General features: G+C 76.7%; 23 protein-coding genes. 14 read left to right on the top strand and 9 right to left on the bottom strand.

All coding sequences use genetic code 11. The annotated features are described in order from the left end of the window. The coding region (locus ABD994_RS28955) for a tyrosine-protein kinase domain-containing protein (RefSeq protein WP_345424295.1) at positions 1–1429 on the bottom strand (1429 nt) is incomplete at its 3' end. Continuing rightward, positions 1426–2613 carry a hypothetical protein gene (locus tag ABD994_RS28950; RefSeq protein ID WP_345424292.1) on the bottom strand — a complete coding sequence of 396 codons (1188 nt, stop codon included), beginning with the start codon at positions 2611–2613 and terminating at the stop codon, positions 1426–1428. The genes ABD994_RS28955 and ABD994_RS28950, both read right to left, overlap by 4 nt. 531 nt (positions 2614–3144) lie before the next feature. Between ABD994_RS28950 and ABD994_RS28945 the strand changes: the two genes are divergently transcribed. The 6 genes from ABD994_RS28945 (at position 3145) to ABD994_RS28920 (ending at position 10105) form a co-directional block, all read left to right on the top strand. Then, positions 3145–4416 (top strand): sugar transferase, encoded by a 1272-nt coding sequence (locus ABD994_RS28945; RefSeq protein ID WP_345424290.1) that lies wholly within the window; start codon positions 3145–3147, stop codon positions 4414–4416. Continuing rightward, positions 4416–5537, top strand: coding sequence for a glycosyltransferase (locus ABD994_RS28940; protein ID WP_345424288.1), 1122 nt, complete (start codon positions 4416–4418; stop codon positions 5535–5537). Before ABD994_RS28945 ends, ABD994_RS28940 begins: the two co-directional genes overlap by 1 nt. Before the next feature lie 16 nt (positions 5538–5553). Continuing rightward, on the top strand, positions 5554–6642 hold the full coding sequence (locus ABD994_RS28935) for a DegT/DnrJ/EryC1/StrS family aminotransferase (protein ID WP_345424298.1): 1089 nt from the start codon (positions 5554–5556) through the stop codon (positions 6640–6642). Positions 6643–6662: 20 nt separating this feature from the next. Beyond that, on the top strand, positions 6663–7067 hold the full coding sequence (locus ABD994_RS28930; protein ID WP_345424287.1) for a hypothetical protein: 405 nt from the start codon (positions 6663–6665) through the stop codon (positions 7065–7067). Positions 7068–7106: 39 nt separating this feature from the next. After that, on the top strand, positions 7107–8936 hold the full coding sequence (locus ABD994_RS28925) for an alkaline phosphatase D family protein (protein WP_345424284.1): 1830 nt from the start codon (positions 7107–7109) through the stop codon (positions 8934–8936). 62 nt (positions 8937–8998) lie between these two features. Continuing rightward, on the top strand, positions 8999–10105 hold the full coding sequence (locus ABD994_RS28920) for a hypothetical protein (protein WP_345424281.1): 1107 nt from the start codon (positions 8999–9001) through the stop codon (positions 10103–10105). Between the two features lie 48 nt (positions 10106–10153). Here ABD994_RS28920 and ABD994_RS28915 read toward each other — a convergent pair whose 3' ends face one another. Then, the gene (locus ABD994_RS28915) at positions 10154–10909 is read right to left on the bottom strand and encodes a sulfite exporter TauE/SafE family protein (RefSeq protein ID WP_345424279.1); all 756 of its coding nucleotides are present in this window, start codon (positions 10907–10909) and stop codon (positions 10154–10156) included. A gap of 268 nt (positions 10910–11177) precedes the next feature. On the opposite strand from ABD994_RS28915, the gene ABD994_RS28910 reads away from it, so the two are divergent. Further along, complete coding sequence (locus ABD994_RS28910; protein ID WP_345424276.1) at positions 11178–11699, top strand: hypothetical protein; 522 nt, start codon at positions 11178–11180, stop codon at positions 11697–11699. A gap of 264 nt (positions 11700–11963) precedes the next feature. Here the strand turns inward: ABD994_RS28910 and ABD994_RS28905 are convergent, their stop codons facing one another. Beyond that, the gene (locus ABD994_RS28905) at positions 11964–12758 is read right to left on the bottom strand and encodes a class I SAM-dependent methyltransferase (protein ID WP_345424273.1); all 795 of its coding nucleotides are present in this window, start codon (positions 12756–12758) and stop codon (positions 11964–11966) included. 83 nt (positions 12759–12841) lie between these two features. On the opposite strand from ABD994_RS28905, the gene ABD994_RS28900 reads away from it, so the two are divergent. Next, entirely contained in the window at positions 12842–13690 is an 849-nt protein-coding gene (locus tag ABD994_RS28900) for an oxidoreductase (RefSeq protein WP_345424270.1), read from the top strand. A 36-nt stretch (positions 13691–13726) separates the two neighbouring features. Continuing rightward, positions 13727–14167: a hypothetical protein gene (locus ABD994_RS28895; RefSeq protein ID WP_345424267.1), complete on the top strand. Its 441-nt coding sequence runs from the start codon at positions 13727–13729 to the stop codon at positions 14165–14167. Positions 14168–14180: 13 nt separating this feature from the next. On the opposite strand, the gene ABD994_RS28890 is transcribed toward ABD994_RS28895, so the two are convergent. The 3 genes from ABD994_RS28890 to ABD994_RS28880 are packed head-to-tail and all read right to left on the bottom strand — an operon-like array spanning position 14181 to position 17793. Beyond that, the gene (locus ABD994_RS28890; RefSeq protein WP_345424264.1) at positions 14181–16271 is read right to left on the bottom strand and encodes a xanthine dehydrogenase family protein molybdopterin-binding subunit; all 2091 of its coding nucleotides are present in this window, start codon (positions 16269–16271) and stop codon (positions 14181–14183) included. Continuing rightward, positions 16268–17293 carry an FAD binding domain-containing protein gene (locus ABD994_RS28885; RefSeq protein WP_345424261.1) on the bottom strand — a complete coding sequence of 342 codons (1026 nt, stop codon included), beginning with the start codon at positions 17291–17293 and terminating at the stop codon, positions 16268–16270. Before ABD994_RS28885 ends, ABD994_RS28890 begins: the two co-directional genes overlap by 4 nt. After that, the gene (locus ABD994_RS28880) at positions 17290–17793 is read right to left on the bottom strand and encodes a 2Fe-2S iron-sulfur cluster-binding protein (protein WP_345424257.1); all 504 of its coding nucleotides are present in this window, start codon (positions 17791–17793) and stop codon (positions 17290–17292) included. The genes ABD994_RS28885 and ABD994_RS28880 overlap by 4 nt, the downstream gene beginning before the upstream one ends. 90 nt (positions 17794–17883) lie before the next feature. On the opposite strand from ABD994_RS28880, the gene ABD994_RS28875 reads away from it, so the two are divergent. After that, on the top strand, positions 17884–18432 hold the full coding sequence (locus tag ABD994_RS28875; RefSeq protein WP_345424254.1) for a bifunctional nuclease family protein: 549 nt from the start codon (positions 17884–17886) through the stop codon (positions 18430–18432). 10 nt (positions 18433–18442) lie between these two features. On the opposite strand, the gene ABD994_RS28870 is transcribed toward ABD994_RS28875, so the two are convergent. Together ABD994_RS28870 and ABD994_RS28865 are read right to left on the bottom strand one after the other, a co-directional pair. After that, positions 18443–19123 carry an acyltransferase gene (locus ABD994_RS28870; protein ID WP_345424252.1) on the bottom strand — a complete coding sequence of 227 codons (681 nt, stop codon included), beginning with the start codon at positions 19121–19123 and terminating at the stop codon, positions 18443–18445. After that, a complete protein-coding gene (locus ABD994_RS28865; protein ID WP_345424249.1) occupies positions 19120–19932 on the bottom strand; it encodes a methyltransferase domain-containing protein in 813 nt (270 codons plus the stop codon). The genes ABD994_RS28870 and ABD994_RS28865 overlap by 4 nt, the downstream gene beginning before the upstream one ends. Positions 19933–20267: 335 nt before the next feature. Between ABD994_RS28865 and ABD994_RS28860 the strand changes: the two genes are divergently transcribed. The 4 genes from ABD994_RS28860 to ABD994_RS28845 form a co-directional block, all read left to right on the top strand. Then, positions 20268–21620: a glycosyltransferase gene (locus tag ABD994_RS28860; protein WP_345424246.1), complete on the top strand. Its 1353-nt coding sequence runs from the start codon at positions 20268–20270 to the stop codon at positions 21618–21620. Beyond that, on the top strand, positions 21617–22891 hold the full coding sequence (locus tag ABD994_RS28855; RefSeq protein WP_345424243.1) for an MATE family efflux transporter: 1275 nt from the start codon (positions 21617–21619) through the stop codon (positions 22889–22891). The genes ABD994_RS28860 and ABD994_RS28855 overlap by 4 nt, the downstream gene beginning before the upstream one ends. Beyond that, the gene (locus ABD994_RS28850; RefSeq protein ID WP_345424240.1) at positions 22888–23865 is read left to right on the top strand and encodes an FkbM family methyltransferase; all 978 of its coding nucleotides are present in this window, start codon (positions 22888–22890) and stop codon (positions 23863–23865) included. The genes ABD994_RS28855 and ABD994_RS28850 overlap by 4 nt, the downstream gene beginning before the upstream one ends. Then, the coding region (locus tag ABD994_RS28845; RefSeq protein WP_345424237.1) for a hypothetical protein at positions 23855–24327 on the top strand (473 nt) is incomplete at its 3' end. The genes ABD994_RS28850 and ABD994_RS28845, both read left to right, overlap by 11 nt.

Below are 24327 nucleotides of genomic sequence, written 5' to 3'. Positions count from 1 at the left end.
GCACCTCGCGCGGCGCGGGCACGGGCTCCGGCTCCGGACGGCGGGCCGCGGCAGCCCGCCGCGGGGCCATCGGCGAGCGCCGGCCACCGTCGTCGGCCAGGGCGGGCCGGTGGTCGGGGTCGGCGACGAGCACGGTGCCGACCGCGCGCCCGCCGGCCGTCTCGAGGCTGCGCAGCACGGCCGCCAGGTCGTCGCCGGTGGTGCGGCCCCGGCGCGCGAGCACCGTGACGCCGTCGGCGGCCGCGCCGAGCACGGCCGCGTCGGTGACCGGCAGCAGCGGGGGCGTGTCGACGACGACCAGCGCGTAGCGCTCGCGCAGCTCCTCGAGGACCTCGGCCAGCGCCTCGCCGGCGAGGAGCTCGGCGGGATTGGACGGCAGCGGCCCGGGGGCGAGGACGTCGGGACCCAGCGGCGAGCGGCGGATGACGTCCTCGGGTTCGGCGGCGCCGGAGAGCACGTCGGTGAGGCCGGTGCCGCCGTCGGCGGACAGGGCGCGCGCCGCCCGGGGCGCGCGCAGGTCGGCGTCGAGCACGAGCACGGACATCCCGGCCCCGGCGGCCGCGACCCCCAGGTTGACCACCGTCGTGGTGCGCCCGTCGCCGGCCCCCGGGCTCGCGACCACGAGGACGCCGGGCGCGCCGTGGCGCCGGCCCGACGTCGCCGCCCCGTGCAGGGCGGTGCGCAGCTGCCGGTAGGCCTCGCCGAGCTCCGAGCGCTCGGGCTCGGGGCCCGGGTCGCCGCGCGACGGGCGCACCGGCAGCGAGCCCAGCACGGGCAGCCCCACCGCGGCGGCGAGGGCGCCGGTGTCGCGCACCGAGCGGTCGGCCGCTGCCCGGATCAGCGCGACCGCGACCCCGATGACCAGCCCGGCGAGCAGCGCGAGGCCGAGGGTGAGGCCGAGGCCGGGCGTGGTCGGCCTGTCAGGGACGGGGATGGGCCGGATGACGCGCAGCGACACCGCCGGGACGCCCGGCGCGCCGCCCTGCTCGAGCTGGTCGACCGCCGGCGGCAGGACCTGGGAGAACGCGTCGGCGATCGCCACCGCCTGCTGCGCCGACGGCGCCTGGACGGCGATGTCGATGAGCACCGAGTCCGGCACGGTGGTCGCCACCGTGCGGGACGTCAGGTCGGTCACCGAGGTGTCCAGGCGCGCCCGCCCGATCACCTGGGACACGACCTGCGGGCTGGTCGCGAGCTGCACGTAGGACGGCACGCGCTCCTTGGCCAGGAGGTTGGCCTGGTAGGCCGCGTCGGCCGTCGTGGTCGCCGGGTCGGTCGGCCGCGGGGCCGCGTAGACCGTCAGCGTCGCGGTGTAGGTCGGCGGGCGCAGCAGGTAGAGCGCGCCCCCGGCGAGCAGGGCGACGAGGACGGCGACGAGCACCACCCGCCGTCGCTCGCGCAGGGCCCGCAGGGCGTCGGGAAGGCTCATGGGTACCGCCCGGTGAGGTCGCGGACGGCCGCCGTGTAGCCGCCCTTGTCGCTGCCGTCGTGGCGGACCAGGCCGAAGTAGTGCTCGCGGTCGGTGTCCTCGCCGGGGTCGCGCTGGTCGAAGACCTGGTAGAGCAGCACCTGGCGCACGCGGTCCGGCTCGCCGGCCATGGCGGTGACCGCCGTGCGCAGCAGCGCGCCCGCGCGGTCGTAGGTGAGGTCGGTCGGCCAGTCGTAGTTGTCGCTGAGGTCGGCGCCGTCGTCGCTGGAGATGCCCCACTCGGTGACGAAGAAGGGGGCGGTGACGCCACGGGCACGCAGGAAGCCCCGGTCGCGGTCGATCTTCGCCTGCCAGTCCGGCCCGTAGGGATGGATGACCGGCCCGTGCATGAGGTGGACGAGGTCCGGGCCGCCGGCGGCGAGGGTGTCGTCGATCCAGGTGGACCGCTCACTGTCGGCCGACTCCAGCTCTACGAGCACCCCGACCGCCGGGTTCGCCGCGTGCACCGCGCGGGCCGCATCCGCGGCGCGGGCCCCGTAGGCGCGGGCCAGCGCGTGGTAGCGGTCGTCGTCGGGCACGCCCGACTTGTAGTAGAAGGCGTTCTCGTTGCCCAGCTCGATGTCGGTCATCGCGGTCGCGTCCGAGCGGCCCGCCCAGTGCGTGCCGCCGGGCCCGAAGGCCGCGGCCCAGCGGGCGACCGCGGTGAGGTCCGGGGCGGGCGTGCCGTCGTCCCACCCGACGAGGGGCTGCAGGCGGATCCCCCGCGCGGCCAGGGCGTCGACGATCGGGGCGAGCTGCTCGACGGTCGTGCCCGCGGTGAACTCGTCGCGCATGACGTGCGCGCCGAGGGCGTGGATCTCGTCCGGGGCCTGCGGTGCCTGCGAGCCCACGACCCCGAGCTGCAGGCGCGGCCAGCCGCCCGGCGGCGGGGTCGCGGCGCGGGTCTCGGCGACGTCCGTGGCCCCGGCGCCGGGACCGGCGCCGCCGAGCAGCAGGACCGCCGCGACGATCCCCAGGACGACGGCAACCACCGTCCCGACCAGCACCGAGCGCCCCCGGCCCGGCCGCCGGCGCGCCGCGCGCCGTCGTCCCGGCCCGGCGGCGGGGACGTGCTCGCGCTGCCCGGAAATGACCCCGCCCCTCTCGTTGTCCGATTCGTCGGTGGTGCGCGCATTGGCGGGCACCACCGCGGAGCATAACGGCGCCGAGATCTGATCTCCGTCCCGGCGGAAAACGATCGGTGAGAGCGGTCCGACGGCCGTCGGATGGTCACGCGATGGTCACGGTACGGAATCGCCGAATACGGAGCGCACATCAACGGAACGCAGCCTTCCTATTTCGCGACCATCACGATGACCGTTCGGCGCCGAATGCGGCGGTGAACGGTCGGTGAGGACGCCCGCTGCGTCGATCACCGGATCGCTGCACTACCGTCCCCCCGTCGTGACCAGCGGCGGGACGCTTTGTCCGGTCTGCGGAGTTCTGTTCACGGCGGGATCGACGTCGGGTGACGGAGACGTAACGCTGATGGGTAGAACGACGAGGAGGGGTACGTGACGCTCACTCCGAGTCGGGTCACGGCGACGAATACGCCGGAACCCGCCGCGCGTGATGACGAACCCATAACGGACATCGGCGACTTCCCACCCGGGAAATCGTGGCGGCCGTGGCGCGACATTCGCGCCTGGATGGTGGTCCCGCCGGTGGACGCGGCGATGCTCGCACTTCCTGCGCTCTGGGCACCCGAGCACGAAAAAGGGGTGCTGTCGCTCGCGCTGCTCACCGTCCTGCTGCTCGGCGGCGGCCGGTGCTACCGGGCGCGGCTGCACACCAGCGTCCTCGACGAGCTGCCCTGGCTGATGGCTCGGCTCTGCACGGCGGTCGCCGTCGTGGCGGTGGCCAAGGCCCTGCGCCACGAGGTGGACGAGGTCGTCGCCTTCCTCGGCCTGTCGGTGGTGTGCGCCGCGCTGTTCGTCGCCGGGCGCATCGTCACCACCACCCTCGTGGTCAGCGCCCGCCGCCGGGGCTGGGTCGCGCACCGCACCCTCGTGGTCGGCGGCGGCCCCCTCACCGCGGAGATCGTCACGCTGCTGCGCCGCCACCCCCGCTACGGGCTCGCCGTGGCGGGCGTGGTCGGCGACGACCCGACCGCCGACACCGGGGGCGTGGCCCACCTCGGTCGCGTGGACGACCTGCGGGAGCTGATCGACGCCCGCGGGATCGCGACGGTGCTGCTCGTCGAGGGCGATCACGAGGACGGCCTGCTCGACGCGATCGCGCGCCCCGGGCGCCGGAGCTGGGAGCTCCTCGTCGTGCCCCGGCTCCACCAGCTGCACACGCAGGTCGGCCTGGCCGACCACATCGGGTCGATCCCGGTCATGCGCATCAACCGCCCCGCCCTGGTGGGGCCGGCCTGGGCGCTCAAGCGGCTGTTCGACGTGCTCGTCAGCGCCCTCGCGCTCGTCGTGCTGGCGCCCCTGATGGCGATCGTCGCCGTCGCCGTGCGGCTCGAGGGCGGGCCGGGGGTGCTCTTCCGCCAGGAGCGCGTCGGGCGCGGCGGAGCCCTGTTCACCTGCCTGAAGTTCCGCAGCATGCGGCCGGCGACGGCGGCGGAGTCCGCGCGGCGCTGGAGCATCGCCGAGGACCACCGCGTCGGCCCGGTCGGCCGGCTGCTGCGCCGCTTCTCGCTCGACGAGCTGCCCCAGCTCTGGAACATCCTGCGCGGCGACATGACCCTCGTCGGGCCGCGCCCCGAGCGTCCGTACTTCGTCGAGCTGTTCTCCGCCGAGGTGCCCCGCTACGTCCACCGCCACCGCGTCCGCGCCGGGCTGACCGGGTTCGCCCAGGTCAGCGGCCTGCGGGGGGACACGCCGATCGTCGACCGCGCGCGGTTCGACAACTACTACATCGAGAACTGGTCGCTCTGGATGGACTTCAAGGTCATCGTCCGCACGATCGGCGAGGTGCTCGGCGGGGGCGGTCGCTGATGCGCCTCGCCGTCGCCCACGAGTGGCTGACCAACTGGGCGGGCTCCGAGGCCGTCGCCGAGCAGATGGTGCGCACCGCCGACCCCGATGAGCTCGTCGCCTCCGTGGTGGAGCCCCGGCTGGCCCGCGAGCGCTTCGGCAGCCTGCCGGTGCGCTCGCTGTGGCCCGGCCGGCTCCCCGGCGCCACCATGCACTGGTCGCGCTACGCCCCGGCGATGCTCGCCGCGTGGGCGCGGACCCGGATCGACGCCGACGCGCTCCTGGTCAGCGCCCACTTCGCCGCCCACGCGGCGACGGTGCGCTTCGACGGGCCCTCGGTCGTCTACTACCACACCCCGGCCCGCATCCTGTGGCGCACGGAGATCGAGCTCGGCCGCCTGCCCGCCGCCGCCCGGGCCGCGACGGCGGCCACCGTGCTCCCGCCCCTGCGTGCCTACGACCGGTGGGTCGGCCAGCACCCGACGACGGTGCTCGCGAGCTCCGGGGTGGTGGCCCAGCGCATCGAGCGCGCCTACGGGCGGTCCGCGCAGGTGGTCAACCCGCCCGTGGCGGTCGACCGGTTCCGCGGCATCCACCGCGCGCGCGACACCTCCCACGTCGTGTGGCTCGGCCGCCTGGTGCCCTACAAGCGCCCGGACCTCGCCGTCGAGGCCGCGCGCCGCGCCGGGCTGCCGCTGACGGTCGTCGGCGACGGCCCGGAGCGCGCCCGCCTGGAGGCGACGGCCCCCGACCACGTGCGCTTCCTCGGCCACGTCAACGAGGCCACGCTGCGCGCCGTCCTCGCGGACGCCCGCGTGATGGTCTTCCCCGGGGAGGAGGACTTCGGCATCGCCCCCGTCGAGGCCCTCGCCGCCGGTGTGCCGGTCGTCGCCCCGGCGCGGGGCGGGGCGCTGGACTACCTGGACCACGGCGTCAACGCCGTCCTCACCGACGACCAGGACCCGGACGTCCTGGCCGCGGCGCTGCGCACCGCCTGGGACGCGCGGTGGGACCACACCGCCATGCGCGCGGCGACCGCGCGCTTCGCGCCGGCGCGCTTCCGCTCCGAGCTCGGCGCCGTGCTCGACGCGACCGTCGGGGCCGGCTGGCGACGGCCCGCGCGCGTGCGCCTGGCGCTGTGAGCAGCACGTGATCACGATGACCGGGTTCGCGCTCGGGCCCGAGGTCGAGGAGTCCGTGCTCGCGGTGCTGCGCTCGGGGCGCCTGAGCGCGGGCCCGACCGTCGCCCGGCTCGAGGACGCCTTCGCGCACCTGTGCGGCACCCGGCACGCGCTCGCCGTCAACACCGGGACGGCGGCGCTCGAGGCCGCGCTGGAGGCGGCCGGGGTGGGGCCGGGCGACGAGGTGGTCGTGCCGGCGTTCACGTTCGTCGCCACCGCGACCGCCGTGCTCGCCACCGGCGCCGACGTCGTGGTCGCCGACGTCCGCCCCGACGACCACACGCTCGACCCCGCGGCGCTCGCCGCGGCGATCGGGCCGCGCACCCGCGCCGTGGTCGTCGTGCACCTCTTCGGGCGGCCGGCCGACCTCGGCGCGATCATGCCGATCGTCCGGCGCCACGGCCTGCACCTCGTCGAGGACGCCGCCCAGGCCCACGGCGCGCGGGCCGGGGACCGGGCGGTCGGGGCGACCGGCACCGGCGCCTTCTCCTTCCACGCGACGAAGAACCTCGCAGCGGGCGAGGGCGGCATGGTCACCACCGACGACGACGCCCTGGCCGACCGGGTGCGCGTCCTGCGCAACCAGGGCATGCGGGCGCCCTACGAGCACGAGGTGGTCGGCCACAACTGGCGGATGACCGAGCTCGCCGCCGCGGTGCTGCTGCCGCAGCTGGCCCGCTACCCCGAGCAGGTCGCCCGGCGCCGCGCCCACGCGGCCCGCCTGGACGAGCTGCTCGACGGCGTCGCGGGCGTCGAGCTGCCGGAGAGCACGCCGGAGCGCGAGTCGGTGTGGCACCGCTACGTGATCCGCGTCGACGACCGGGACGCCGTCGCGGCCCACCTGCGGGCGCGCGGTGTCGAGACCGGGGTGCACTACCCGCGCCCCGTGCACGAGCACGACTGCTGCCGCGGGCACCCGCGCGTCCACGCGCGGCCCGCGCCGGTGGCCGAGGACCTGGCCCGCCGGTGCCTGTCGCTGCCGGTGCACCCGCTGCTCGACGACGCGGACCTGCGCACCGTGGCGACGGCCGTGCGCGAGGCGGTGGGTCGGCGCGCGGGCGTCTGAGGATCGGCACAGGGGGACGCATGGGGGGACGGGTGCGCGCGTCGAGCGGGCTCTCGCCGGAGCTGGGCTGGGGCCTCGCCCTGGTGGAGGTGGCGCTGGCCGCGGTCCCGGTCCCGCTGGCGGTCGCGCTGCAGCTGCGGGAGCCGTCGGCGGCCGTCGCGGCCGGGGCGCTCCTGCTCGGTGCGGCGCTCGCGGTCTGGCGGGGGTGGGGACCGGAGCGCCCGCCGCCGCCCGGGCGGCCCCGCCGGCCCGTGGACTTCTTCGTCGGGGCGGGCGCCGCGGTCGTAGCCGTCTGCGCGGCGACCGTGGTGCTCGGCGCGGCCGTCGAGCCCCTCGGGCGCGAGGCGTCCCTGGGCGTCACGGCGATCGTGATCATCGCCGTCGTGGCGGCCGCGCCGGTGCTGTTCGGCGGCCCCCGACCCTGACACCCTGCCCGCGGGAGATCACGAGCGCGACGAGGGACGGTGGCCGTGGGGCTGATGGACCCGGTGCAGCGCTGGCTGTTCCGGCGGGGCCGGAGTCGCAGCGTGCACCACGGGCCGGGGGGCAAGGACATGACCCCGGGGGTGGCGGTCGTCCAGAAGGACGGCGCCCGCGAGGCGCTGCACCTCTGGATCGGCGCGTTCCGGCACGGGGCGCCGACCGACACGCTCACCGCGCACGTCACCGTCACCGACGGCGCGACCGTGGTGGACGAGCGCGACGTCGAGCTCTCGTGGTTCGTCGTCGCGTCCGAGTGCCGGGTGTCCGGGTGGGACGCGGGCAGCCGGCTCTTCCACCGCCACGTGACGATCCCGGTGCCGGCGCCCGACCCGGACGCCGACCTCGACGTCCGCGTCGACGTGCCGGGTCTCGAGGAGCCCGGCACCTGCCGCGCGCGGGTGCTGCGGGCGGGCCTGCCCGAGGGCGGCTCGCTGCGGATCGTCGCCGGGTCCTGCTACGACGCGTACACCGACCACGGCACGGGCGTCGGGCCGGGACCGGGGGCGGCCTACGCGGCGCTGTTCGACGGCGGCCCGCCGCGCCCCGACCTCGTGCTGCTCGCCGGCGACCAGATCTACGCCGACACGCCGTGGTGGGCCTACCTCCTGCAGGCCCGCGCCACCCCGCGCACCAACGCCCTGCTCGAGTACTGGGCGAGCTGGGGCATGCAGCTGCGCCGCGACGGGCTGGTGCGCCGCGGCCTGCACCCACTGCTGACCGACGGGCCGACGTGGTTCCTGCCCGACGACCACGAGTTCTGGAACAACTGGCCGCACGCCTCGGTCACGGCGAAGCACTCGTTCCTCAACCAGGCCAAGGGCCTCTGGGGCGGGCTGACCCGCAGCGTCTCGGCCGCGCTGGCCCTGGTCCGGGAGCCGCGCGTGGTGGTGCCGGAGGACCCGGGCGAGGTGCCGCGCGGGGCGGTCGAGCGCAACCTGCTGCCGGTGCACCCCGACGAGTGGGACCGGTGGAGCCGGGCGTCGTTCGACCTCATCGGCTCGTTCCAGACGCGCTCGGTCCGCGACCGCGAGCAGGGGATCATCACCCGCGGCGAGTGGGGCGACGACCCCGCCGACGACCCGGGGCGCCCGCCCCGCGGCGGCCCGCGCGGCGTGGTGCACCAGCCGCTGACGCCGCCGGTGCAGGTGGTCGAACTCGACCCCGTCCACGTCGTGCTGCTCGACACCCGCACCCGGCGCACGCGGGTGCGCACCGACGACCGGTGGTCGCAGTTCGTCGACCCCGCGTGCCTGGACGAGGTCGTCGCGGTCGCCGGCCGGGCGGCGGTCCTCGTGCTCGCCCTGCCCGAGCCGCTGCTGCGCCGCGCCGAGGGGTGGCGGCCGAGCGTGCCGGGGGCCGGGGACGTCGGGATCCGGCACTACGTGCGGCAGTACGAGGACTTTTGGGCGCGGCTGCGCGCCGCCCGCGCCGGGCGCCCGACCGTGACGATCGGCGGCGACATCCACCGCAGCTACGTCGCGCACTCGACCGAGGCCGGCCTGGTGGAGGTCGTGGCGTCGCCGTCGTCGCTGGTCTACGGGTCGCACACGGCGTGGCGGGTGAAGTACGACGCCATCCCACCGCCGCCGGGCCCGCTCGAGGGCTCCCCGGTGCCGGCCCACCGCGACATCGCCCTGCCGGGCCACCCCGACCACGTCGACGCCCTCGCCGGCCTGCAGATCGACCGCACCGGGGAGCACGAGTACCGCCTGCACGTGCGGCTGCGCCCGCTCAACCCGGCCGACGCGGCGCAGGACGTCACCTATGTCCTGCGCGACGCGGGCGGTGACCCGGTCCGGCGGGAGACGTAACGACGGTCGTGCAGCGCGCGACCCCCTGATCGACCGGCCGTCGCGCCGGAGCGGGGGGACACGTGACGACGATCGACGCACCCGGCGTGCGCTGCCCGGGCTGCACCGCGCTGCTGCGGCCGGGCACCCGGTTCTGCGTGCACTGCGGTGCGCCGGTGCCGGTCGCGCCGCCGCCCCGGCCGCCCAGCCAGCAGGACACGTGGGTGCCGCGCCCGGCGCCGTTCCCGCCACCCCTACCGCCCCCGCCGCCACCGCCGTCCTGGCGTGGCCCGGCCCGCTGGCTGGCCGTCGGGCTCGCGGTGCTGGTGACGGTCGCGGCGGTCGTGGGCGCGGCGATCGTGCTGCGCGAGGACGCCCCGTCCCCGTCGGCGGGTCCCGCTCCCGTGGCGTCCCCGGCGCCGGGGCCGGTCCTGCCGGCCGACCCCGCGGCGGCGCTGCAGGAGCGGTCGCGGACCGACGCCGGCGCGGTGGAGCAGCTGGTCGGGGCCTGGATCCCGCAGCTCTCGGCGAAGCGGGCGGGGATGGTCGTCGACGGCACCACCTACGACGCCGCCGCCGTGCTCGCCGACCACCAGCGCCTGCGCGCCGCGTACCCGGACGCCCTGCTCGTGTGGTCGGGGTCGTTCACCAGCTTCCGCGGCGGCGACTTCTGGGTCACCGTCGTCGGCCGTTCCTTCCCCAGCGCCGCCGCCGCCAACGCGTGGTGCGACAGCGCCGGTCTCGGCGCCGACGACTGCTACGCCAAGCGCCTCTCGCGCACCGACGGCGCCGCGGGCAACACGGTCCAGCGGTCGGGGACGGGGTCGAGCGCGGGAACCCCGGCGACGGGTGCCGAGCCGGTGCTCGGAGATCCCGGCTGGGCGCCGGGCGTCATCGGCTTCGGCGTCGCCCGGCCGTCGGAGATCAACGCCAACGGCGACGGCACGAGCCATGCCGACGGCGTCACCTGGACCTCGTGGGGCGGCCCGCGGGCGCAGGGCCGGGCCACCGCGTTCTGGGTGCCGCCGGGTGGCTTCCAGTACCAGGGGGTCGCGCGGCCGGCGGTCGTCGTCGCGTGGGACCTCGGGGACTGCCACGGGCGCCTCGCCTACCGCCAGGTCAGCTGGTACTTCCCGACCGAGGGCGAGACCGCGCCGACGGACGGCTACCACATCTGCGACGGCTCCTGACCGCGAGACGGAGCCCTCGAGGCGGCGCCCGTCGCGGTGGGGTGACGATCACTCGATCACCAGCCGGACGATCGCGACGAGGCCGACGACCACGATCACCGCACGCAGGACCGTCGGCGGGAGGCGGCGGCCGACGCGGGCGCCGATCAGCCCGCCGAGGGTGGAGCTCACCGCGAGGATCGCCACGACCGGCCAGCTGATCGGCGCCACCACGGCGTAGATCGCGCCGGCGACGAGGTTGACCACCGCGGCGAGCACGTTCTTGTAGCCGTTGAGGCGCTGCAGTGGCTCGGTGAGCAGCAGGCCCATGACACCGATGAGCATGATCCCCTGGGCCGCGGTGAAGTACCCGCCGTAGACGCCGACGAGGAAGATCAGCGGGTAGAGCAGCCAGGTCTTCGACCGGCGTCCGTCCGCCCCCGTGCGCTGCAGCCGCCGGGTCAGGGCGGGTTGGACGACGACGAGCACCAGCGCGATCCCCACGAGGAACGGCACGATCGTCTCGAAGGCGTCGGGCGGCAGGGACAGCAGCAGGATCGTCCCGCCGACGGCGCCGAGCGCCGACATCACCGACCAGCGGATCAGCTGCTGCCGCGCCCCGCTGATCTCGCGGCGGTAGCCCCACGCGCCGGTGAACGAGCCGGGGACCAGGCCGATCGCGTTCGACGTCGTGGCCGTCACCGGCGGGTAGCCCAGCGCGACGAGCACCGGGAAGGTCACCAGGGTCCCCGAGCCGACCACCGTGTTGATCGTGCCCGCCCACAGCCCGGCGACCGCGATCAGCACCCCGTGCCACCACGTCACGGGCGGACCCTAGGCCCCGTGGCGAGCGACCGCCCGGCGCGCGGTGAAGAGCCCGTGAGCGGAGGCTGACCACGATCGTCAGGGCCGGGAGGTGGCGTCGGCGGCGGTCATGGGTGATCGTCGACGTGGGGCGGCGGGAAGAGGGCGTGCCCCGGGACGGGCGCTGGGGAGCGGCTCGTCCCGGCCCCTCTTCCCGCCGGACGGAGCCGGCGTGACGCTTCCGGGGGAGCACGCGCACGGGCGCCCAACGGCCGGGAGGATGCCGGGCGTGACACCGGTCCGCACCCGCCGTCCCCCCGCCGTGCGCTGGGGCCCGCTGCAGCTCGACGCCGAGACCGCGGTCTACGAGACGGTCGTGCTGATGACGGTGCTGGTCGTCGCCCTCGACGATGGCATCGAGGACTTCGTCCAGGCCGGCCTGATCAGCGTCGGGCCGCTCGTGGCGACGTTCGCCGCGCACGTCTTCGCCGGCGTGCTGGCCCGGGCCGGCCTGCCGGCGGACTCGCCCGACCGGGCCACCACCCGGCGGATCGTCGGGCACGCCGCCCGGTGTCTCTGGCTGGCGATCGGTCCGCTGGCGGTCGTGGTCGTCGGGGCGGCGACCGACCTCTACACCCCCGAGGTCGCGGTCGACGCCGTGATCTGGCTGGGCCTCGCGTTCCTCGTCGTCATCGGCGGGGTCGGCGGGTTCCGGGCGCGCCACAGCGTCTGGGCGACGGTCGGGTACGCCCTGGCCGCGGGCGTCGTCGGGCTGATCGTGCTGCTGCTGCGGCTGGTCCTCGAGCACTGATCGGGGAACGATCCGCGGGGCGTGCACGTCCTGGAGACATGGTGTTCTCGGCGCGACGCCTCCTGCTGGCGGTCCTGCTCGTGGCCGCCGCGGTCATCTGGGCGAAGATCAACAAGCCGATCGAGGGCGAGACCCTCCTCGTGCTCTCCCGCAACCACGGCATCACGACGGCCGACATGCTCTCGGTCGTCCTGCTCGCGATGGCCGTGGTGGTCGCCTGGCCGAGCCGGCGCCCCGCCCGCCCGCCGCGCCCCGCTCCGCCGGTCAGTCCCCCGAGCGGTCCGCCGGCCGGCCCACCGGACGGGTACGGAACCACCGCCCCGACCGCGTACCGGCCAGCCGCTCCAGGCCGGCCTCCGGGAACCACGGCCGGGCCCTCTCGGCGGTGACCACCACCCACCGCCGCGCCACCGCCCGGGCCAGGGCGACCCAGTCCGGGTCGAGCGGGGTGGCGACGGTGTGGTCGCGGGCCAGCGCGAAGCCCGCGTCGGAGGCCCGGGGGTCGGTGAACATCGGGTCGAGCAGCACGACGTCGACGGTGTCGCCGACGGCCGCCATGGCGCGCAGCACGTCGCGGGAGTCGTCGTGGCGGACGGTCACCGGCGCCGACCCCGGACGCGGGATGTCGCCGGCGAATCCCTCGGTGGCGAGGACGGCGAGCACGAGGTCGGTCTCGACGCCCGTCACCGCGCCACGGGCGCCCACCGCCCACGCCGCGACCAGCGCGTCCCGCCCGAGCCCGAGCGTCGCGTCCAGCACGTGGTCGCCGGGCGCGAGCTCCCCGGCCCGGACCAGCGGGTCGGTCCCGCCGTGCCGCATCTCCCGGAGCCGCTTCGCGGCCGTGCCCTGGTGGAACGCGAGCCGCCCGCGCGCCGACTCCGCGACCCAGCCCTCCTCGGTGCACACCAGCGCGGTGGCCGCGTCGCCCCGGGCCGTCGCGACCGAGCCGCGGTGGCGCTCGACCACCGGCAGGTCCCACCGCCGGGCGAGCTCCCCGGCCCGGGCGCGCAGGGCGTCGGACGGCGACTTGCTCGTCGTCACGACGGTGCCGGTGCCCACCGCACGATCCTCTGCCCGCGCCCAGGGTCGGTGGTGACGAGGGTCGGCTTGTCCCGGCCCGGCCCACGGGGTGAGGTGGGCGCGTGTCGACTCCACGGGTCTGGCTGATCACCGGGACCAGCACCGGGTTCGGGCGCGCGATCGCCCGCGAGGCGCTGCGGCGGGGAGACCGGGTGGTCGCCACCGCCCGGCGGGCCGACGACGTCGCCGACCTCGCGGCGGCGGAGCCGGACCGCGTGCGCACCGCGACGCTCGACGTCACCGACCCGGCGGCGGTCGCCGCCGCCGTGGACCTGGCGGTGGCGGAGTTCGGGCGCATCGACGTCGTGGTCAACAACGCCGGCTACGGCAGCCGCGGCGCCTTCGAGGAGTTCACCGACGAGCAGATCCGCGCGCAGTTCGAGGTCAACGTCTTCGGCGCGATGGCCGTGACGCGGGCGGTCCTGCCGGTGATGCGGGCGCAGGGCTCCGGTCACGTGATCCAGATGTCGTCGATCGCGGCGGTGCGCGCGGCGCTCGGTGGGTCGGCGTACTCGGGGTCGAAGATGGCGCTCGAGGGCGTGTCGGAGGGGCTGGCCGCCGACGTCGCGCCGCTGGGCATCAAGGTCACGATGATCGAGCCGGGCCCGTTCCGCACCGACTTCGCCGGCCGCTCGCCGGTGGTCGCGGACCCGCTGCCCGCCTACGCCGAGGTGCTCCGGGAGTCGCGGGGGCGGTTCGCCCGGCTCGACGGCACCCAGCCCGGCGACCCCGAGCGCGCGGCCCGGGCGGTCGTCGCCGTCGCCGACCTCGACGAGCCGCCCCTGCGCCTGCCCCTCGGGGCGAACGCCTTCGACACCGTCCGCGCGACCCTGCGCGCCCGGCTCGAGGAGCTCGACGCCCTCGAGGCGCTGGGCCGCGACACGGACTTCCCGCCCGCCGCGACCACCTGAGTGGCGACCACACAGGGGTGCTGACACCGTGGGTCGGTGATCGCAACGGTGCGGGTCGGCGTCGGGCTGGTGACGCTGGTGCTCGCCCTGCTCGCCGGCTGCTCCACCGAGTACACCGAGGGCACGTCGGCGCCCCCGGTGCGACCGGCGCAGTCGCTCGACGCGGCGCGCACCAAGCTGCAGCTCGTCGTGCAGGACCCCTGCTACACCGCGCGCGACATCGCGGGGCAGTGGCCGTACTGCGGGCGGTGGGAGGAGGAGGTCCTCAACACCGCCAACGCGGCGGCCGGGGCCCGTCCGGAGCTGCGCGAGGTGACCGACCCGGCAGGCGCCGTCCGCGCCGGGCACGAGCACTTCGTCCGCGGCGGCTGCGCGTCCGGGATCCCGCCCGCGGGTCCCGGGGACTGCGTCGCCGCGATCGTCGAGACCCGCGAGGCGGTCACGAGCCTGGGCCGGGGTATCGCGGCCGCCCGCTGACGCCGCCCATCGGTCACTCGAGGAAGGCGTCGAGGGTGATCGGGAGGGAGCGGACGCGGACGCCGGTGGCGTGGTGGGCCGCGTTGGCCACGGCGGCGGCGACGCCGACGATCCCGATCTCGCCGATGCCCTTGGTGCCCATCGGGTTGACGTAGGGGTCGTCCTCGTCGAGCCACTCCACGTCGACCGTCCCGACGTCGGCGTTGGTCGCGACGTGGTAGCCGGCGAGGTCGCGGTTGACGACGTGGCCGAACCGGTCGTCGAGCACGCTCTCCTCGTGCAGGGCGGCCGAGAGCCCCCAGGTCATGCCGCCGAGGAACTGCGACCGCGCGGTGAGGGGGTTGACGATCCGGCCCGCGGCGAACACCCCGAGCATCCGCGGGACCCGGATCTCGCCGGTGTCGGCGTGCACGGCCACCTCGACGAAGTGGGCGCCGTAGGCGTGCATGGCGTAGTCCGAGGCCCACGGGTTGTCCGGGGTGGCGGCGTCGGCCTCGTCGCCGTCGTCGGGGTCGTCGCCGTACTTGTCGCGGAAGCGCTCGGCCGCCTCGACGATGGTCGCGCCCCAGGACGTCGTCCCCGCCGAGCCGCCCGCGGGGCCCGCCGCGCCGTACGCGGTGTCGCCGATGCGCAGGTCGATCCGCTCGACGGGCACCTCGAGCGCGTCGGCCGCGATCGCCGTCAGCGCCGCACGCGCCCCCTGCCCGATGTCGGCGGCCGCGATCTCCACCTCGTAGACCCCGGAGCCGGCCGCCCGGATCGTCGCCTCCGAACCGGGGAAGCGCACCACCGGGAACGACGCGGCGGCCACGCCGGTGCCGTGCCACCAGCCGTCGACCAGCCGGGCGCGCGGCGCCGGGTCGCGGTCGGCCCACCCGAAGCGCTCGGCGCCCCGGCGCAGGCACGCCACGAGGTTGCGGGAGGAGAACGGGCGCCCGGTCTCCGGGTCGACGTCGGGCTCGTTGCGCAGGCGCAGCTCGACCGGATCCGTGCCCAGCTCGATCGCGAGCTCGTCCATCGCCGACTCGCCGGCGAAGCTGCCCGGGGCCTCCCCGGGCGCGCGCATGAACGTCGGCGTTCCGATGTCGAGCGGCACCGTGCGGTGGGTCGTGCGTCGCGCGGCCGCCGCGTACATGCCGCGGCTGAAGGCGGCCGCCGGCTCGACGAACTCGCTGATGCGCGAGCCCTGGGTCACCACGTCGTGGGTGATCGCCGTCAGCCGGCCCTCGCGGTCGGAGCCGAGGGCGACGTGCTGCACCGTCGCCGGGCGGTGGCCGACGAGGTCGAACATCTGCTGGCGCGTCAGCGCGTACCGCACCGACCGTCCCGGCACGGCGCGGGCCGCCAGCGCGGTGAGGACGGTGTTCGGGTGGGTGCCGCCCTTGGAGCCGAAGCCGCCCCCGACGTGCGCGGAGACGACGTCCACCGCGGACTCCTCGATCCCGAACGCGGCCGCCATCGCCTGGCGTGTCCAGCTCACGGCCTGCGTCGCGTCGTGGAGGACCAGGCGCTCGCCGTCCCAGCGGGCGACGGTGCTGTGCGGCTCCAGGGGCTGGTGGTGCTCCATCGGGGTCCGGTAGGTCCGCCGCAGCGTCACCTCGGCCGCCGCGAGCGCGGCCTCGGGATCCCCGCGCGTGTCGTCGGTGGCGCCGACGACGAGGGACCCCGGGGCGTACAGGTCCGGCGAGTCCTCGTCGAGGACGGCCGCGTGGGGCTCCTCGACGCACGTCACCGACACCAGCGCCGCCGCCTCGCGCGCCGTCTCCGAGGAGGTGGCGAGCACGGCGGCGAGGTACTGGCCGTGCTGGTGGATCGTCGCCGACTGCAGCACGCCGTGGTCGGCGTCGGCCTCGCGCGCCAGGCGCGGGGCGTTCTCGTGGGTGAGGACCGCAACGACGCCGTCGAGCGCCTCGGCCGCGCTCGTGTCGATCGCGGTGACGCGGCCCCGGGTCACGGCGGCCTGCACCGGGAAGAGGTACAGCGCATCCGTGTCCGCCGTCTCGACGGCGTAGCGGGCGGTCCCCCGGACCTTCTGGGGGCCCTCGGGGCGCGGCCGCGGCGTGCCGACGGCGCGGGGGACGAAGGGCCGGGACGCGGTGGTCATGCGGTCTCCTCCCGGACGGCCAGGTCGCGCAGGGTGGCGGCGAGGGTCGCGGTCACCAGCGGCAGCTTGAACGCGGTGCCCCCGCGGGGGCTCTCGACGGGGCGGGCGTCGACGAGCTCGGCCCGCGCCGCCGCCCGGAACGCGTCGTCGGTGGCCGGTCCGCCGACGAGGGCCTGCTCGGCGGCGGTGGCCCGCCACGGCACGTGCGCGACCCCGCCGAGCGCGATCCGCGCGTCGCGGACGGTGCCGCCGGCGTCCACGTCGAGGGCGGCGGCCACCGACACCAGCGCGAACGCGAACGACGCCCGGTCGCGCACCTTCCGGTACGCCGAGCGCGCGGCGATCGCCGACGGCGGGAGGTCGACCGCGGTGATCAGCTCGCCGTGGGCGAGGACGGTGTCGCGCGCGGGGTCGTCGCCGGGCAGGCGGTGCAGCCGGCCGGCTGGGACCGTGCGCTCGCCGTCCGGGCCGAGCACGTGGACCTGCGCGTCGAGGGCGACCAGCGCGACGGCCATGTCCGACGGGTGGGTGGCCACGCAGGCGACGCCCGCGGGCTCGTGGGTGGCGCCGAGGACGGCGTGGTGGCGCGCCCAGCCCTCCAGCGCGGCGCAGCCGGCTCCCGGTTCGCGCTTGTTGCACGGCGTCGTGAGGTCCTGGAAGTAGGAGCAGCGCGTGCGCTGGAGCAGGTTGCCGCCGGTGGTGGCCATGTTGCGCAGCTGCCCCGACGCCCCGGCGAGCAGCGCCTGCGCCAGCGCGGGGTACCGGCGTCGGACCCGCTCGTCGGCGGCGAGGTCGGCGTTGCGCACCCCCGCGCCGATCCGCAGCCCGCCGTCGGGCAGGTCGGTGATCTCGGCCGAGGTCAGGCCGGTGACGTCGACGAGCGTGCTCGGGGCGGCGATGCCGAGCCGGAGGTGGTCGACGAGGTTGGTGCCGCCGGCGAGGAACACCGCGCCCGTGTCGGCGGCGACGGTCGCGACGGCGCGGGCCGCGTCGTCGGGGCGCTCGTAGGCGAACGGCTTCACGGCGCGACCTCGCTCACGGCGTCGACGATGTGCGCGTACGCCCCGCAGCGGCAGAGGTTGCCCGACAGGCGCTCCGCGATCTCGGCGCGGTCGAGGTCCACCGGCGCGGTGAGGTCACCGCTGACGATGCTCGGCGCGCCGGCCGCGGCCTCGGCCAGCATCCCGACCGCCGAGCAGATCTGGCCCGGCGTGCAGTAGCCGCACTGGTAGGCGTCGTGGTCGAGGAACGCCTGCGCGACGGGGTGCAGCTCGCCGTCGGGGGCGAGCCCGTCCGCGGTGGTGATCTCGGCGCCGTCGTGGGCGCAGGCCAGCGACAGGCACGACAGGGTGCGACGCCCGTCGAGCAGCACGGTGCAGGCACCGCACTGCCCGTGGTCGCAGCCCTTCTTCGGGCTGGTGACGTCGAGGTGCTCGCGCAGGGCGTCGAGCACGGTGGTGCGGGTGTCGACGGCGAGGCGGTGGTGGCGCCCGTCGACCGTCAGGGAGACATCGACCTTCACGCCCAAGAGGTACCACGTTCCGGTTAGGCCTATGCCCGCGGCGCCGGGGCGGAGTCGACGCGTCGGCGCCGACGGGCGGATAGTGGGGGCATGGCTGAGGTCGAGGTCGCCGGCGTGGGGCAGGAACAGGGCAGCGAGGACCCGGTCCTCCTGCTGCGCGAGCGCACCGGCGGGCGTCGCTACCTGGCGATCTGGATCGGCGCCCCGGAGGCGACGGCGCTCGCGGCGGCCGAGGTCGCGGCCACCCTGCCGCGCCCGCTGACCCACCGGCTGCTGCTCGACGCGGTCGAGGCGTTCGGCGCGGAGCTCGTGGCCGTGCGGCTGTCCGCGCTGGTCGACGGGCAGTTCCACGCCGAGCTCCAGCTGCGCACGGCCGACGGCGGCTCCCGCACGGTCTCGGCGCGCGCCAGCGACGCGGTGACGCTCGCGGTGCACCAGGGCTGCCCGATCGAGGCCGCCGAGGAGGTGCTCTCCGAGGCCGCGCTGCCGGCCAACGCCGTCGCCACCGTCGGCGGCCCCGAGGACGACGAGGCCACCCCGGAGGCCCCGCCGAGCGCCGACGTCGAGGACGAGGTCGAGCGGCTGCGCCGGGCCCTGTCCGAGGCGACGCCGGACGACTTCAAGACCGACGACGACTGACCCGCGCCGCTCAGCGGATGACGACGTCCTCGTTGACGAACATCCCGATGTCCGCGGGCACCGTGCGCAGCGGCTTGGCGGGCACGCCGCCGTAGAGGATCAGCGGCTCGGGCAGCGGGCCCGCGACGACGGCGCCGGCGGCGACGAGGCAGCGCTCGGCGATGCGGACGCCGGGCAGCAGCGTGCAGCGGGTGTTCACCAGGCTCCAGGCGCCGATGACGATCGGCCACGTCCCCTGGCGGGCGGTGGCCGGGTCGTACGAGTGCGTCATCACCTGGGTCCAGTAGCCCGTCAGCGACGCGCGCTCGTGCAGCTCGACGAGGTCGCTGGCGTCGACGAAGTGCATCATCATGATCCGCGCGTGCGGGTGGAGGACGAGCTCCAGGCGCCGGTCGACCTCGGCGAAGAAGCCCTTGTCGCGGCGGATCGCGTTGATGAAGTTGAGGTGCCCGATCAGCGCGTACTCGTCGAGGCGGACGAGCTCGCTGCCGCGGACCACGTTGAGGTGCCCGATCACCGCGCCGGGGCCCATGACGAGCCGGTCGACGTCGACGAACGAGTGCCCGAGGTGGGCGGTCGGGTCGATGGCGTGGCCCAGCAGGCGCACGTGCACCCAGTGGCGCAGCCGCCCGGGCAGCAGCACGGCGACGAGGGCGAGCAGGGTGCGCGGGCCCCGCGCGCGGATCGTCACGCCGTCGTCCCGATCGCCGGGATCCACGGCTGGGGGCGGGCGAGGTCCTTGCGCACCACGAAGCCGAAGATGTTGCCCTGCCGGCGCGCGACGGTGTTGAGGGCGAGGTTCAGACCGCCCGCGAGGCCGCCGCGCAGGCGACCGGAGCCGCCGGCGTCGCCGAGCACCGTGCGCATCCCGCGCGTCAGGGCGCGGTCCGGGCCGACGAGCCAGTGCGCGTGGAACTCCACCGGGACGTCGTGCCCCGGGTCGAACGTGCGGATGGTCTTGGTGACCTCGCGCCGCGTCCAGCGGTAGACGTGGTTGGGGATGCCCGTGCCGTCGACACCACCGGTGGTGCCGCCGCCGTCGCGGACGGCGTCGTGCTCGTAGACCCCGGCCAGGCCGAACCGGCAGGCCGCGCGCATCAGCGGCGAGTCCTGGTTCTCGACGGCCACGACGGTCTTCGCGGCGATCCGGTACATCTCGTGCAGCGCCTGGTGCGGACGGCTGCAGTGGTGCAGGCCCGCGTGCCCGATGACGTGGTCGAACGCGCCGTCGGGCAGGCCCATCGCGTGCGCGTCGCCGGTGACGGCGTCGGGCAGGCGGCTGGACGGCGAGTCGGGCGCGAGGTTGACGAACGTGGCGTTCGCCAGGCCCACCCGCGCCGTGACCTCGCGGTCGAACGCGCCGGCGAACTGCACGAGCACGGTGTCGTCGGGGTGCATCGCGCCCTCGGCGAGCAGGCCGCGCAGCAGGCCCTCGTAGAGCCCGGCGCCGGCCTCGGGGGCGGCGCGCTCGGTGTCGCTCCCGGTCTCGGTCACGGTCACCGGCGACCTCCTGGGGTCTTGGTGGGGTCTCGGTGGGAGATGTCGGGACGGTAGCGACGGGCCGCGCGACCCGTTCGAGCGACCGTGCCCGGCAGCGACGCTCCGTGCCCGATCGGAAACCCACTGTGTGGGTGATCAACGCCACGCGTGCCCTGTCGTTGTTCCACTCGAGACAGGGCCGTGACCTCGCGCCCTCGTCGTCCGGCGCTCCCCACTCGTCCCCGGACGAGGCCGGCGGCGAGGAGCGGCGCCGCACCCGGTCCGTGCGCAGGGGGAGCCGCGGCGTCGTGGTCCCCACCCCGACTGCCGGTCCCGAGGGGCCTCCGAGGAGCACCGTGCCCCGACTCGACGTGCTGGTCCTGGGGCTGAACTACGCCCCGGAGACGACCGGTATCGCGCCCTACACGACCGGCATGGCCCGGGCGCTCGCCGACGCGGGCCACGACGTCCACGTCGTCACCGGCCTGCCGCACTACCCGCAGTGGCGGGTGGCGCCGGGCTACCGGGGTCTGAAGCTGCGCCACGAGGAGCGCGACGGCGACGTCCGGGTCACGCGCGTGCGCCACCCCATCCCGGCGCGGCCCACGGGGGTCGGGCGGGTGGTCATGGAGGCCGCGTTCGCGCTCGCCACCGCGACTGTGCGGCACCGCCGCCCCGACGTGGTCATCGCCGTCAGCCCCGCCCTGCTGACGGTGGCCGCGGCGCTGGCCCGGCGCGGGCGGCCCGGACGCGGTGGCCGGCCCGCCGTCGGCGTGGTCGTGCAGGACCTCTACGGCTCGGTGGTCGCCGAGGCCGGGGTCCTCGGCGGGCGCGGCGGGGGAGCGGTCGCGGCGCTGGAGCGCGCGCTGCTGCGCCGCGCCGACGGCGTCGCCGCCGTGCACGAGGTGTTCCGCGCCGGGCTGACCCGCTCGGCGGTGCGCGCGGAGGCCGTGTCGGTGATCCGCAACTGGACCCACGTCGGGCGTCCCACCGGCTGCCCGACCCGCCTGCGGGAGACGCTGTTCTGGCCCGCCGAGCACACGGTCGCCCTGCACGCCGGCAACATGGGCGCGAAGCAGAACCTCGAGAACGTCGTCGAGGCGGCCCGCCTGGCGCAGGCGCGCGACCTGCCCGTGACGTTCGTGCTGCTCGGCGCCGGCAACCAGCGTCACCGCCTGCTGGAGCTGGCCGCGGGGTGCGACCGGCTGCGCTTCGCCGACCCGCTGCCCGACGGCGAGTTCGAGACCGCGCTGGCCGCGGCGGACGTGCTGCTGGTCAACGAGCGGCCCTCGATCAGCGAGATGTGCGTGCCGAGCAAGCTCACCTCGTACTTCGCGGCGGGCCGTCCGGTCGTCGCGGCCACCAGCGCGAGCAGCCCCGCGGCGCGGGAGGTCAGCGCGGCCGGCGCCGGCATCGTCGTCGAGCCGGGCCGCCCCGAGCTGCTGCTGGAGGCCACGGTCGCGCTGGGCATGGGCGGCGCCGAGGCGGCCGAGCACCTGGGCGGCCACGGCCGTCGCTACGCCGCGACGCGCTGCTCGGCGGCCGCCCCGCGGCGCGCCTACACCGCGTGGGTCGCGACGCTCGGCCTGCTGCGCAGCGGCCGGTCCGCGCCGGCGCTGCCCCTGGGCGTCCCCGCGGTGCCGGTCGACCAGCCCGCACCGGGCGGCCTGCTCGCCCTGCGGCGGCGCAAGCGGCGGACGGTCGCGTGACGGCGCCCCCACGGGTGGCGGACGTGCCGGCCGGGACGGCGGCGGGGGTCCGGCGGGACCGGCTCACGCCCGCGCTCGGGCTCGCCGGGCAGGTGCTCAACGCCGCCACCAACGCCGCCACCGCCTACACCGCGTCGTTCCTGCTGCGCCCGGCGGCGTTCGGGACGTTCGCGGTGGCGCTCGGCGTCGTCACGGTCGTGCTGGCCACCGGTCGCGGCCTCATCGGGACGACGGTGCTGGCGCAGCTGCCCGCCGTCGACGACGACCGCCGGCCCGTCCTGGTCCGCTCGGTGATCGGGTTCGCCCTCCCGGCGGCCGTGGCCGCCGCCGGCCTCGTGCTCGCCGCGTCGACGGTCGTCGACGGGCTCGTGTGGTTCGTGCCCTGGGTCGCCGCGGCGCTGCTGCAGGACCTGGGCCGGTACCTGCTGCTCGCCGAGCGCCGCCCCGGCGCCGCGCTCGGCCTCGACGTGGTGTGGGCGCTCGCGCAGGCCGCGGTGCTGGTGGCGGTCGTCGTCACCGGCTCCGTGCTCACCGTGGGCGTGCTCGCCGCCGCCTGGGGCGTCGGCGCGGTCGCCGGGCTGGCCGTCTTCGTCGCCGGGCCCGGCCGCGGGCTGCGGCCCGGGCGCCCCGGGCCGTGGGCGCGCACCACGCGCGACGTCGCCGGCTGGTTCACGGCCAGCTCGGTGCTCGGGCAGGTCGAGGTCTACGCCGTCGTGCTGCTCACCGGCGTGCTGCTGGGCCAGGCCGAGGCGGGCGGGCTGCGCACGGTGCAGCTGATGACGCTGCAGCCGGCGATGGTGCTGCTCGGCGCCGTGGTCGTGCTCGCCGTCCCCGGCGTCGCGCGCCGCCACGCCGACGGCGACCCGGCGGCGCTGCGCGCGGGCTGGCGCCGCGTGGGCACCGCCGTCCTGCCGATCGTCGCGGGCCTGGCCCTCGTCGCGGCCCTCGCCGGCCCGCTGGTGGCCCTGCTGTTCCCGCAGTACCCGGACGCGGCCGGCCTCGTGCTGCCGGTCGCGGTGCAGGCCGGCGCCTTCGCGCTGACCGTGCCCTCGATGGCCCTGCTCGCCGGCACGCGCCGCGCGGCGACGGCCTTCGCACTCAACGCGGGCCGGCTCGTGCTCGTGCTCGCGCTCGCCGTGACGGGAGCGCTCGCGGCCGGCGCCGACGGGCTCGTCGTCGGCCAGGCCGCGGCCGCCGTCGCCGGGCTCGTCGCCACCACCGTCGTCGCCCGCGCGGTGCTGCGCGGCGTTCCCCGGGGAGCCGCCGCGTGACCGCCACCGCCCCGCTGCCGGTCGTCACCCCGCCGGTCCGGTTGTCGCCCTGGCGCCGCGCCCGGGTGCTCACCCGGCGCACGCTCGACGCCGGGCTGCGTGCCGTGCCGGACCGGGTGGTCGACGCCGTGCACGACCGCTGGATCACCCCCGACGGCGTCCGCGACGCGCGCTGGCGGCTGCCCGCGACCGCGCTGTACTACCGCCCGCTGCCGGGCGCCACGATCACCGTGCCCGGCGGGCGGGGCGAGCGCCTCGCCGTCGTCGGGTCGCGCACCGAGCGGGTGCTGTGGTGGTTCGGCGAGGCCGGGTACGAGGCGGCCGAGGCCGCGTGGTGGCGGCGCCTGTGTGCGCGGGCCGGCGACGTCCTCGAGGTCGGCGCCAACATCGGCTACTACAGCGTGGTCGGCGCCGCCGCGACGTCGGGCGCCTACACCGCCGTCGAGGCCCAGCCCGACGCCGCCGCGATCGTGCGCCGCAACCTCGACCTCAACGGCCTCCACGACGCCCGCGTCGTCGCGGCCGCCGCGGTCGCCGACGGTGCGCCCGACCACCTCGAGCTCGCCCTGCCCGACCAGGAGTCCCACCAGACCGCGCCGACCGGCTCGTACCTGCGCGACCGCGCCGAGGGCGTCGACGACCGCGCCGCCGGACGTTCGGTGACCGTGCCGACCACCCCGGCCTCGGCGCTGTTCACGGGGCGCGACCTGGTCAAGCTCGACATCGAGGGCAGCGAGGCCGCGGTGCTCACCGCCGCCCGCGAGGCGGTGCTCGCGGCCCGCCCGGTGCTGCTCGTCGAGGTGCTCGGCGGCGCGCGGCGCCTGCACGCGGTGCTCGCCGACCTGCTCGAGCACGACTACCGGCTGCTCGCGCCGACCGGGGCGGGCGCGCGGCCGCTGAGCCTCGCCGCGGCCACCGGGCCCGGGCACCGCGATGTGCTCCTCGTGCCGGGGGAGCGCGTCGGTGACCTCTGAGGAGACGGGGCCCGACGAGTGGGACCGGCCGTGGAGCGGGGCCTGGCTGTTCTCGGTCCTCGGGCCGCTGACCGAGGTCGACGCCGCCCGGGTGCGCGCCCGCCACGCCGAGGTGCTGGCCGCCCTGCCGGCCGGCGCGTGGCTGCGGCGCGCCGAGCCGTCGCTGGTGGTCGAGGAGGTGCGCGACGACGTCACCGCCGCCGCACTCGCCCGCGCCGCCGAGCCGTGGTCCGGGCCGGCCGTGGTCGTCCTCGTCGGCACCGGCGACGCGGCGGGGTTCGTCGGCGTCCTCTACAGCCACGCCGTGGGCGACGCCGCGGTCACGCGCCGCCTGGTCGCCGACCTGCTCGCGGAGCCCGGTGCCCCGGTGCTGTCGTTCCGCCGGCCGCGCCCGCGCCAGCGGGTGCTCGCCGACGCCGGCGGCCGGCGCTGGCTGCGGCGAGCACCCGCTGGCGCGGGCGC

The sequence above is a fragment of the Actinomycetospora chlora genome, from assembly GCF_039542135.1.
GTDB lineage: Bacteria > Actinomycetota > Actinomycetes > Mycobacteriales > Pseudonocardiaceae > Actinomycetospora > Actinomycetospora chlora.
Note: the sequence above shows the minus strand (reverse complement) of the source record. Positions and strands in the feature narration are given on the sequence as shown.